Annotated in this window: 6 protein-coding genes; 1 reads left to right on the plus strand and 5 read right to left on the minus strand. The window is 71.7% G+C overall.

Features of this window, described 5'->3' with window-relative positions; genetic code table 11:
- Positions 1 to 15 precede the first annotated feature (15 nt).
- The 4 genes from GL263_RS12720 to GL263_RS12735 form a co-directional block, all read right to left on the minus strand.
- On the minus strand, positions 16 to 1,491 hold the full coding sequence (locus GL263_RS12720; RefSeq protein WP_182855782.1) for a maltokinase N-terminal cap-like domain-containing protein: 1,476 nt from the start codon (positions 1,489 to 1,491) through the stop codon (positions 16 to 18).
- Positions 1,492 to 1,790: 299 nt separating this feature from the next.
- Entirely contained in the window at positions 1,791 to 3,530 is a 1,740-nt protein-coding gene (gene treS, locus GL263_RS12725) for a maltose alpha-D-glucosyltransferase (RefSeq protein ID WP_182855777.1), read from the minus strand.
- Positions 3,517 to 5,568: an alpha-1,4-glucan--maltose-1-phosphate maltosyltransferase gene (locus tag GL263_RS12730; RefSeq protein ID WP_182855778.1), complete on the minus strand. Its 2,052-nt coding sequence runs from the start codon at positions 5,566 to 5,568 to the stop codon at positions 3,517 to 3,519. The genes treS and GL263_RS12730 overlap by 14 nt, the downstream gene beginning before the upstream one ends.
- Before the next feature lie 362 nt (positions 5,569 to 5,930).
- The gene (locus GL263_RS12735; protein WP_182855779.1) at positions 5,931 to 6,620 is read right to left on the minus strand and encodes a hypothetical protein; all 690 of its coding nucleotides are present in this window, start codon (positions 6,618 to 6,620) and stop codon (positions 5,931 to 5,933) included.
- Positions 6,621 to 6,923: 303 nt separating this feature from the next.
- Here GL263_RS12735 and glgP point away from each other — a divergent pair, with 303 nt between their 5' ends.
- Positions 6,924 to 9,461: an alpha-glucan family phosphorylase gene (gene glgP / locus GL263_RS12740; RefSeq protein WP_182855780.1), complete on the plus strand. Its 2,538-nt coding sequence runs from the start codon at positions 6,924 to 6,926 to the stop codon at positions 9,459 to 9,461.
- A 90-nt stretch (positions 9,462 to 9,551) separates the two neighbouring features.
- Here the strand turns inward: glgP and GL263_RS12745 are convergent, their stop codons facing one another.
- Entirely contained in the window at positions 9,552 to 11,180 is a 1,629-nt protein-coding gene (locus GL263_RS12745) for a M4 family metallopeptidase (protein ID WP_323379368.1), read from the minus strand.
- Between the last annotated feature and the right edge of the window lie 119 nt (positions 11,181 to 11,299).

Genomic DNA, 11,299 nt, shown 5'->3' on the forward strand with positions numbered 1-11,299 from the left:
CGTCGGACACTGCGCCTACTTGGGGTCCTGGGCGAGCCGGCGGATGGCGGCCATGGGGATGGGCAGCCAGTTGGGCCGGTGGCGGGCCTCGTACAGCACCTCGTAGACGGCCTTGTCGGTCTCGTAGACGCGCAGCAGCGCGGCCTGGGCGTGCGGGTCGCTGCCGGTGGCGCTGGCGTAGCCGGCGCAGTACGCGGCGCGGTTGGCCGTCGCCCAGCGGTGTCTGCGATCGCCGGAGCCGCGTTGGCAGGCGGCGTAGTCGAAGCTGCGGAGCATCCCGGCGACGTCCCGCAGGACGGGCTGGGGGCGGCGGCGTTCGGCGATCGGCACGGCCGGCTCGCCCTCGAAGTCGATCAGTGCCCAGCTGCCGCCGTCGTCCTTGTCGTGGGCGTCGACGCCCACGGCGTCGGTACGCAGGACCTGGCCGAGGTGGAGGTCGCCGTGGATGCGCTGCACGGGGCACTGGTGCCCGGTGCGGGCGAGGGTGGCGACGGCGCGGAACGCCTCGCGCAGCCCGGGCCGGTAGGGCCGCAGCGCGGGTACGGCCTCCACGGCGCGTTCCAGCCGTTCCATCATCTCCTCTGCCACCGACGTGAGTTCGGCGCCCGCGAGTACCGACGTGGGCAGCGCCGCCGCGAGGGCGGTGTGCACGGCGGCGGTGGCGCGGCCGAGTTCGAAGGCGGAGCGGTGGAACTCGCGTCCGGCGGCCAGGGCACGCAGCGCGAGCTGCCAGCCGTCGCTGGTGCCGGCGAGGTAGGGCTGGAGGATGCCGAGGGTCAGCGTGGCGTCCGTGCCGGACGACTCGGCGGCCCCGGCGGCCCCGACGGTCCCTGTGATCGCGGGGGTTTCGGCCTCGAACCAGGCGACGGGGGCGGGGGCCTGGCGGCAGCCGGCGCGGGCGAGTGCCAGCGGCAGTTCGAGGTCGGGGTTGAGGCCGGGGCTGAGCCTGCGGAACAACTTGAGGATGAACGTATCGCCGTAGACGACCGACGAGTTCGACTGCTCGCTGCGCAGGGGTCTGGGGACCAGCCCGGAGGGGATGGCGGTACCCGGTTCGCGGCGGAACCCGAGGACGCCGAGCCGGCCGGGGGCGCGGAGGCGTTCCAACAGGACGGAGGTGAGCCGGGGGTCGGGTACGGCGTCGTAGACGCACATGCCCCGCAGGGCGCCTTCCTCGGGGCGGCCGATCAGCGCCGGCGCCAGCACCGGCGGCAGTACGCGCCGTACGCCGAGGAGGAGTTGGTAGCAGTCGGTGGTGCGCCCCTGGTGGGCGGTGACCAGGAGGTGCAGCAGGCCGGGAGCGGGTCCGCCGGTGACCGGCAGGAGTTCGGTCGCGGCGGCCAGGGTGAGGCCGTCGAGCGGGCGGCCTTTGCCCGCGAACCAGCGCTGCCGGGGCAGCCAACCGGTGAGCATCGGGCCGATCGAGTGCAGCAGTGCGGCGCCGCCCGCCGTATCGGGCAGGGCGGTGCGCGACGTGGAGCTGTCCGGCATAGCGGTCATGGCACCTTCCACCGGGCTTTCTCCGGGCACACGGCAACTGAGGTGAAGTGTCCCGGATGTGCGGCTGTGGCTGTCCGACTGGTCGGGACGTGTCGAGAGAGATAGACCGTGCGGCGGCGCGTGGTTGGGCCACACGGGTGCCTACAAGCCTGCCCGTGACGGCCCGGGGGTAACCGGGCCGTCGGGCGGGACGGTACGCGCCGGCGCCGGTGTCCGGCGGCCGGCGCGGAGTGCGGCGGGGGTGGGCCGCGGGCCGCGCCTCGGCGGGTTGGCCGCCGGGGCGCGGTGGGTCAGAGCAGGTTGCCGGCGGCGTGCGGTTGGCGCAGCCGGAACCAGTAGAAGCCGTGCCCGGCGAGGGTGAGCAGGTACGGCCGTGACCCGACGGCGGGGAAGGTCACGCCGCCGAGCAGCTCGATCGGCTGGCGGCCGGTGAAGGCGCCCAGCTCCAGTTCGGTGGGTTGGGGGAAGCGCGAGAAGTTGTTCACGCACAGCACCACGTCGTCCTCGCTGCCGCTGCCCGCAGGGAGTTTCATCTCCCGGATGTAGGCCATGACGGCGGGGTTGGACGAGGGGAGTTCGTGGTACTCGCCCAGCCCGAAGGCGGGGTTCTGCTTGCGGATCTCGATCATCCGCCGGGTCCAGTGCAGCAGCGAGGACGGCGAACTCATCGACGCCTCGACGTTGGTCACCTGGTACCCGTAGACCGGGTCCATGATGACCGGCAGCGTCAGGCGGCCCGGATCGCTGGAGGAGAAGCCCGCGTTGCGGTCCGGTGTCCACTGCATGGGGGTGCGCACGGCGTCCCGGTCGCCGAGCCAGATGTTGTCGCCCATGCCGATCTCGTCGCCGTAGTAGAGGATCGGCGAGCCCGGCAGGGAGAGCAGCAGCGCGGTGAACAGCTCGATCTGGTTGCGATCGTTGTCCAGGAGGGGGGCGAGCCGGCGCCGGATGCCGATGTTGGCCCGCATGCGCGGGTCCTTGGCGTACTCGGCGTACATGTAGTCGCGTTCCTCGTCGGAGACCATCTCCAGCGTCAACTCGTCGTGGTTGCGCAGGAAGATGCCCCACTGGCAGCCGGAGGGGATGGCCGGCGTCTTGGCGAGGATCTCGGAGACGGGGTGGCGGGACTCCCGGCGGACCGCCATGAAGATGCGCGGCATCACCGGGAAGTGGAACGCCATGTGGCACTCGTCGCCGCCACTGGAGTAGTCGCCGAAGTAGTCGACGACGTCCTCCGGCCACTGGTTGGCCTCGGCGAGCAGCACGGTGTCCGGGTAGTTGGCGTCGATCTCGGCCCGGACGCGTTTGAGGAAGGCGTGCGACCGCGGCAGGTTCTCGCAGTTCGTGCCCTCCTCCGCGTACAGGTAGGGCACGGCGTCGAGGCGGAACCCGTCGATGCCCAGGTCCAGCCAGAAGCGCAGGGCGGAGATCATCTCGTCCTGGACGCGCGGGTTCTCGTAGTTGAGGTCCGGCTGGTGGGAGAAGAACCGGTGGAAGTAGTACTGCTTGCGCACCGGGTCGAACGTCCAGTTGGACTGCTCGGTGTCGACGAAGATGATGCGCGCGTCGGCGTAGCGGGTGTCGTCGTCCGCCCACATGTAGTAGTCGCCGTACGGCCCGTCGGGGTCGGTACGGGACTGCTGGAACCACTCGTGCTGGTCGCTGGTGTGGTTCATCACCATGTCGATGATGACGCGCATGCCGCGTTGGTGGGCGGCGTCCACGAACTCCACGAAGTCGGCCAGGTCGCCGAACTCAGGGAGGACGGACTGGTAGTCCGCGACGTCGTAACCGCCGTCCCGCAGCGGTGACTTGAAGAAGGGCGGCAACCACAGGCAGTCGACGCCCAGCCATTGCAGGTAGTCGAGCTTCGCGGTGAGGCCTTTCAGATCGCCTACGCCGTCGCCGTTGCTGTCCTGGAACGACCGCACCAGGACCTCGTAGAACACGGCCCGTTTGAACCACTCGGGATCGCGGTCCTTGGCGGGCGTGTCCTCGAACGTGTCGGGGACAGGCTCATTGACGCTCATCGTTGGGTGACCCTCCGGTCTGTGAGGACGGTCGCAGGGCAAAGATGTGCGCCGGGGCCGGAACGTCGGCTCTGCCGGGCTCCAGGCGCACATAGTTGTCCCTGCCCCAGTGGTAGGTCTCGCCGGTGAGCTCATCGCGCACCGGAAAGGGTTCGGCGCCACGTGCCTGAGCCGGGGTGAGGCCAAAACCTTCGAGTTCTGCCATATCCAACGACACTGTGGCCTCATGGGTGTGGTGCGGATCGAGGTTGACCACCACGAGTACCGAGTCGGCGTAGGGGGCGTTGCTGCGCTTGGAGTAGGCGATGACGTGTGGGTTGTCCGTTCGGTGGAACCGCACGTCGCGTAGCTGTTGTAGTGCGGGGTGCCGACGGCGGACGCGGTTGAGGGCGGTGATCAGCGGGCTGATCGTCTGGCCGTGCCGTTCGGCGCCCGCCCAGTCGCGCGGGCGCAGCTCGTACTTCTCGGAGTTCAGGTACTCCTCACTGCCCGGTTCGGCGGGCTGCGCCTCGCACAGCTCGTAGCCGGAGTAGACACCCCAGGTGGGGGAGAGGGTGGCGGCCAGCACGGCCCGGATCTCGAAGGCGGGACGGCCGCCGTGCTGGAGGTAGGCGTTGAGGATGTCGGGCGTGTTGACGAAGAAGTTCGGCCGCATGTAGGCGGCCGCGTCGCCGGCCAGCTCGGTGACGTAGTCCGTCAGCTCCTGCTTGGTGTTGCGCCAGGTGAAGTAGGTGTACGACTGCTGGAAGCCGACCCGGGCCAGGGTGTGCATCATCGCGGGGCGGGTGAAGGCCTCCGCCAGGAAGACGACGTCGGGGTCGGTGCGGTTGATCTCGGTGATCACCTTGTCCCAGAAGACGACCGGCTTGGTGTGCGGGTTGTCGACCCGGAAGATCCGCACCCCGTGGTCCATCCACAGCCGCAGCACGCGCAGCGTCTCGTCGACGATCTGCCGGTAGGACTCCCGTGAGCCGTCGAAGTGGATCGGGTAGATGTCCTGGTACTTCTTCGGCGGGTTCTCGGCGTAGGCGATCGTGCCGTCGGCGCGGGTGCGGAACCAGTCCGGGTGCTCGCGCACCCACGGGTGGTCGGGCGAGCACTGGAGGGCGAAGTCCAGCGCCACCTCCATGCGCAGTTCCTTCGCGCGCGCCACGAAGTGGTCGAAGTCCTCGAAGGTGCCCAGGTCGGGGTGGATGGCGTCGTGTCCGCCGGCGGCCGAGCCGATCGCCCAGGGGGAGCCGACGTCGTGCGGGCCGGCGGTCAGCGAGTTGCCCGGCCCCTTGCGGAACGACTCGCCGATGGGGTGGATCGGCGGCAGGTAGACCACGTCGAAGCCCATGGCGGCGACGGCCGGCAGCCGTTCGGCGGCGGTGCGCAGCGTGCCGGAGACCGGCGGCCTGCCGGGCTCCACCACCGCGCCCTCACTGCGGGGGAAGAACTCGTACCAGGAGCCGAAGAGCGCGCGGCGGCGTTCCACCTGGAGGGGGAGGGCGCGGGTCGCGCAGACCAGTTCCCGCAGCGGGTGGCGGGTGAGCAGCGCGGTCACCTTCGGGTCGAGCGCGGCGGCCAGCCGGTCGGCGGGGGCGCGGCTGTTGTCCCGCAGGGCGTCCACCGCGTCGAGCACCACGGCGCGGCCGTCGCTCTTGGGCACCTCGGCCGCCGCCCGCTCGTGCAGTTCGGCGCCCTCGGTGAGGGTCAGCTCCACGTCGACACCGGCGGGGATCTTCACCGAGGCGTGGTGCCGCCAGGTGGTCAGCGGATCGCTCCACGCCTCCACGGCGAACGTCCACCGGCCGGGCGCGTCCGGTGTCACCTCCGCGCCCCACCGGTCGGTGCCGGGGGCCAGCTCCCGCATCGGCGTCCAGGGGCCGCTGCGCCCGGCCGGGTCGCGCAGCACGATGTTCGCGGCGACCGCGTCGTGCCCTTCCCGGAAGACGGTGGCGGAGACCTGGAAGGTCTCGCCCACGACCGCTCTCGCGGGTCGCCGACCGCAGTCGACGAGGGGCTTGACGTCCAGGATGGGAATGCGACCGATCATGGGCTCACCTGGTGTAGAAACGGGAGGTTTTGTACTTTGTATCCGCTCCGGGGGTGCCTTGCTGGCTGCGTGCATGACCGCTCCTGTCCGCGTTCACTCGGCTGGGGGTCTCGCGTCCGCGTCGCACGCCTCCTCCGGACGCTTCGGGCCACTGTCGGGGTGGCCCGGTGAGTCGGTCGGGGAGGCGCGCGGGTCGCGCGGCAGGAGACTGCCCATCGCGCGGGGGCGGGTAATCGTCGGAAGTGCGCCTGTTGACGACAGAAGCGGGACGGGTCGACATGTCAACCCGTCCCGCGCGTCGGCGTCCGGCGTGGCCGGCCGGCGGCCGGTGAGCGATCGGTCAGTTGCCGGTCAGTGGCCGGTCAGTGGCCGGTCTTCCAGAACACCGGCTCGAGCTTGTAGTCGCCCTGGTGGGCGACGATCTTGGGCGTCTGGCCCTTGGCCACGAGGTAGACCCGGCAGAACGTCGCCGGCTGATCCCCGGTCAGCCGCTCAAGCGGCTCGTTGACGCACGGCTTGACGTCGTCCTTGTAGGTGAACAGCAGCTTGGCCTGTTCGCCCCGCTCGTCGCGGAGCCGGGTGGCGACCTGGAGCGCGGAGCCGCGCGGGCCGTCCCCGCTGACGTACCGGTACTCGACGGTGACGTAGTACGGCGTCAGTTCCCTTTCGCCACCGTTGAGCCGGACGTCCTCCAGATCGCTCAGCTTGCCCCTGACCACGGACTTCGGGGTGACGTCGACCACGCCGCTCCGACCCCCCGAGCGGTGGGTGACACGCGCGGTCGCGCCGAGCGCGAGGGTCTTCCCGGCCTCCGCGTCGACCTCCCCTTCCGGCTTGTCGGCCGGGGTGTCGTCGTACCCCTCGGAGGGCTCGTCCGTCGGCTTCTTTGACGGGCCGTCCGCAGGCTCCTCGGAGGGGGCTTCGGAGGGCTGCTGGCTGGGCGGCGGAGTGGTGGGCGCGGCCTGGTCGCCGCCGCCCGGGTCCTCGCAGGCGGTGAGCGAGGCCGCCACCGCGACGGCGGCGAGCAGCGTGGCGAAGCGTCGTTTCTGCATGGCGTGATTCCCCCGATGGAAAATGCGAACACGTTGCCGGATCGGGCCATACGTGCGAACTCCCGATCCGGTGCGCCCCCATCATCGGCGCCGGGAAGTGGCCGAATCCATGCCCCCGACGGCCCTGCGACATGGCCGGAACACCGTGGTCACCGTGCAACACGCTGGTCACGAGCGCGTACCGGCGCCGGCCCGGCGGCGGCTTCCCGTCACGTCTCGGGCGATCTTGCCTCCAGAGGGTGAAGTCAGTCGAAACGCCACGAACCACGCCCTTGGGGGGCAAGCCGCCGCTACCTTCGAGGAGTGAAGGCCATTCGTCGATTCTCCGTGCGTCCTGTCCTCCCCGAGTCACTGCGGCCACTGAGCGAACTGGCGCGCAATCTGCGCTGGTCGTGGCACCCGCCCACCACCGAACTGTTCCGTCACGCCGACCCCGAGGGCTGGCAGCGCTCCGGCTGCGACCCGACGAGGCTGCTGGGCACGATCCAGGCGGCCCGGCTCGCCCGGCTGGCGACGGACCGGGGCTTCCTGCGCCGGCTCGAACTGGCCGCCGGCGACCTGCACGACTACCTCACCGAACCCCGCTGGTACCAGCGGGCCGACGAGCCGCTGCCCCGCGCGGTCGCCTACTTCTCGCCGGAGTTCGGCATCACCGCCGCGCTCCCGCAGTACTCCGGCGGGCTCGGCATCCTGGCCGGCGACCATCTGAAGGCGGCCAGCGACCTCGGGGCCCCGCTCATCGGCGTCGGGCTGCTCTACCGGCACGGCTACTTCCGCCAGTCGCTCTCCCGGGACGGCTGGCAGCAGGAGCGCTACCCCGTGCTCGACCCCGACGAACTCCCCCTGGACCTGCTGCGGGAGGCCGACGGAAGCCCGGCGGAGGTGGCGCTGCGCCTGCCCGCCGGCCGCTCGCTGCGCGCCCGGATCTGGCAGGCGCAGGTGGGCCGGGTGCCGTTGCTGCTGCTCGACTCCGGGGTGGAGGAGAACGCCCCGGCCGAGCGGGACGTCACCGACCGGCTCTACGGCGGCGGGCGCGAGCAGCGGCTGCTGCAGGAGATGCTGCTGGGCGTGGGCGGCGTGCGGGCGGTCCGGGCGTACTGCCGGCTGACCGGCCACGCCGAGCCCGAGGTGTTTCACACCAACGAGGGACACGCCGGTTTCCTCGGCCTGGAGCGCATCCGTGAACTCATGGACGGCGGGGCTGAGTTCGCCGCCGCTCTGGAGTCGGTGCGGGCCGGTACCGTCTTCACCACCCACACCCCCGTGCCCGCCGGCATCGACCGCTTCGACCGCGAACTGGTGGAACGGCACTTCGGGGAGGACGGCGAGCTGCCGGGCGTCGACGCGGCACGCGTCCTGGAGCTCGGCATGGAGAAGCCGGCGGGGGAAACGCCGATGTTCAACATGGCCGTGATGGGCATGCGGCTCGCCCAGCGCGCCAACGGCGTCTCCACGCTGCACGGCGAGGTCAGCCGGCAGATGTTCGCCGCGCTGTGGCCCGGCTTCGACCCCGCCGACGTGCCGATCGACTCGATCACCAACGGCGTGCACGCGCCCACCTGGACGGCCCCCGAGATCGCCTCCCACCAGGGCCCCTTCACCGACGCCAAGCTGACCGCGATCCGCCGCTCGCTGCGGGAGCAGCTCGTCCACGAGGTGCGCCGCCGGCTGCGCGACTCGTGGCGGCAGCGCGGCGCCTCGCCCGCCGAACTCGGCTGGATCGACAACGTGCTGGACCCTGACGTGCTGACCATCGGCTTCGCCCGGCGGGTACCTTCCTACAAGCGGCTCACCCTGATGCTGCACGACCGGGAACGGCTCACCAGGCTGCTACTGGACCCGGAACGACCGGTGCAGATCGTCGTCGCGGGCAAGGCTCATCCGGCCGACGACAGCGGCAAGCGCCTCATCCAGGAACTGGTCCGCTTCACCGACGACCCCCGGGTGCGGCACCGCATCGTCTTCCTCCCGGACTACGGCATGGGCATGGCCCGCCGCCTCTACCCGGGCTGCGACGTGTGGCTCAACAACCCGCTGCGCCCGCTGGAGGCCTGCGGTACCAGCGGGATGAAGGCCGCGCTGAACGGCTGCCTCAACCTCTCCGTCCTCGACGGCTGGTGGGACGAGTGGTACGAGCCCGACTTCGGCTGGACGATCCCCAGCGCCGACGGCTCGGGCCTGACCGCCGAGCGTCGCGACGCGATCGAGGCCGCCGCCCTGTACGAGGCGCTCGAGGAGCAGGTCGCGCCCTGCTTCTACGACCGCCCGGGGCGGTGGCTGGAGATGATCCGGCAGACGCTGGACCGCCTCGGCCCCAAGGTGCTCGCCGACCGCATGGTGCGGGACTACGTGCACACCCTCTACGCCCCCGCCGCCCGTGCCCACCGCGAGCTGGACGGCGAGTCGGCCGCAGGGCTCGCCGACTGGAAGGCGCGGGTACGCGCTCAGTGGCCGCGGGTGCGGGTCGAGCACGTCGAGGCGCAGGGCGCCACCGGGGACAGCCTCGAACTGGGCGCGGCGCTGTCGCTGAGGGCCCAGATCACCCTCGGGGAACTGGCGGCGTCGGACGTGGAGGTGCAGGCGGTCGCCGGCCGGGTCGACGCGTCCGACATGCTGACCGACCCGGTGACCGTGCCGCTGAAGCCGGCCGGCGGCGCCGACCTGGAAGGCCGCTGGACGTTCGAGGGCCCGCTGGCGCTGGACCGCACCGGCCCGTTCGGCTACACGGTCCGCGTCCTTCCCACCCACCCGCTGCTGGCCTCGGGAGCGGAGCTGGGCCTGGCCGCCGCGCCGTCGGAAGCGGCCCCGGGGGCGGGCGGCTCCGGCATGCCGCTGCGCTGAGCGGCCGGTGAGGTCGGGCCGGCGACGGCAGAGGCCCGGACCGGGGGACGCGACCCCGGTCCGGGCCTCTGCCGTCGGCCACGAGCGGGCTCAGCCGGTCACGTTGACCGCCGTCCAGGCGGCCTCCACGGCCCGCACCTCGGCACTGTCCGCGCCGTAGAGGTCGCCGGCGGCGGTGACGGTCGCGCGGCGGGCGTCCTGGTAGTCGGTCGTCGACGTCATCTGCTCGGTGAGCGCCTTGAACCAGATCGCCGCCGCCTTGTTGATGCCGATGCCCTCCAGCACCGAGCCGTCGTACGTCGGCGAGTCGTACGCGACGCCGTTGATCTCCTTCTTCCCGCTGCCCTCGGCCAGCAGGTAGAAGAAGTGGTTGCCGATGCCGGAGGAGTAGTGCACCCCGACGTTGCCGGCGCCCGGACGCCAGTAGTCCAGCGACCGCCCGTCGCGGGACGGCTGGTCCATGTAGCGCAGCGGCTTCCCGTCGCCGCGGATGTCGATGAGCTCGCCGACGTGGTAGTCGGCGCGGTCCACCGGGCTGTCCACGTGGAACTCGACGGCGGCGGCGAAGATGTCGGAGGTCGCCTCGTTGAGGCCGCCGGACTCACCGGCGTAGATGAGCCCGGCGGTCGCCGAGGTCAGCCCGTGCACCATCTCGTGGGCGGCGACGTCGACGGAGGTGAGCGGCTTGGCGTTGCCGGCGCCGTCGCCGTACGTCATGCAGAAGCAGCCGTCGGACCAGAAGGCGTTGGAGTAGTTGTCGCCGTAGTGGACCCGGGTCAGCGCCGCCTCGCCGTCGCCCCTGATGCCCTGGCGGCCGTGTACGTCGCGGAAGTAGTCCCAGGTGACGGCGGCGCCGTGGTGGGCGTCGACGGCGGCGGTCTCGCGGTTGGCGGGGGTGCCGTCGCCCCACAGGTCGCGGCGGCTGGTGAAGAGCGTGCCCTGTCCTGACTGGCCGTTGTTCATGTCGTGGGTGCGGGCGTCGCCGCGCGCCGCGTCGACCATCGAGTAGCGGCGGCCCTTGTCCGTCGTGGTGCCGAGCTCCACCTTGCCGGAGTACATGCTGTGCCCGTTGCCCTTGTGCACGCCCTGGTACTCCAGCAGCTTCTCGCCGGTCCGGGCGTCGGTGAGCTGGTGCAGCCGGTTCGGGGTGCCGTCCGGCTGGGTTCCGCCGACGACGCGCTGCCAGGCGAGGACCGGGCGGTCGCCGCCCGCCCACACGACCTTGCGCGGCTCGGTGCTGCCCTTCGCGGCGGCCCTGGCCGGCCGGTGGGTGGCGGGCGCGTCGGTGTTCACCGCTATCTCGGCGTCCGTGGCCCGGGTGACGCGCTTGGTGTCGCCGTCCTTCGTGCGGTGGACGACCAGGTCGCCGCCGACGACGGGCAGCCCGGCGTAGGTGCGTTCGTAACGCACGTGCACGTCGCCGTTGTTGTTCTTCACGACGCTCCGGACCTCAAGGGCCTCCCTGGCGCCGAGTCCGAGTTCCTGGGCTGTGGCCCGTTTGGCGTCCGGCGCGTCGGCCGCCCGCACCAGGTCCAGGTAAGCGCCGGGGCTGAGCGCGGCCGGGGCCGCTCCCGGCGGACCGGGCGGGGCGGCGCCCACGGGGGCGGCGCCGAGTCCGGCGGCGAGCAGTGCCGCGCTCGCGGCGAGCGCCACGGCGACGGCACGGCGACGGGGTCTGGGCCGAGGGGAGGTGGAGGTGCGAGTCGAGGAAGTCGTCACGCGGGCTCCTAGGGAAGTGGGGGGCGTCCCGGATGGCCCAGAGAATCGCACGAGCGACGCGTACATGTCAGGAGGGCGTTCGCGGCGTTGGCCGGAACACGTCCGCTGCCCGGCGGAGG

The sequence above is a fragment of the Streptomyces durbertensis genome, assembly GCF_014156695.1.
Lineage (GTDB): Bacteria > Actinomycetota > Actinomycetes > Streptomycetales > Streptomycetaceae > Streptomyces > Streptomyces durbertensis.

What these genes read in the sequence shown, in the direction of transcription:
- treS (WP_182855777.1), bottom strand. Translation starts at nt 3,530, where the DNA reads ATGAGCGTCAATGAGCCTGTCCCCGACACGTTCGAGGACACGCCCGCC.
- GL263_RS12730 (WP_182855778.1), bottom strand. Translation starts at nt 5,568, where the DNA reads ATGATCGGTCGCATTCCCATCCTGGACGTCAAGCCCCTCGTCGACTGC.
- GL263_RS12720 (WP_182855782.1), bottom strand. Translation starts at nt 1,491, where the DNA reads ATGCCGGACAGCTCCACGTCGCGCACCGCCCTGCCCGATACGGCGGGC.
- GL263_RS12735 (WP_182855779.1), bottom strand. Translation starts at nt 6,620, where the DNA reads ATGCAGAAACGACGCTTCGCCACGCTGCTCGCCGCCGTCGCGGTGGCG.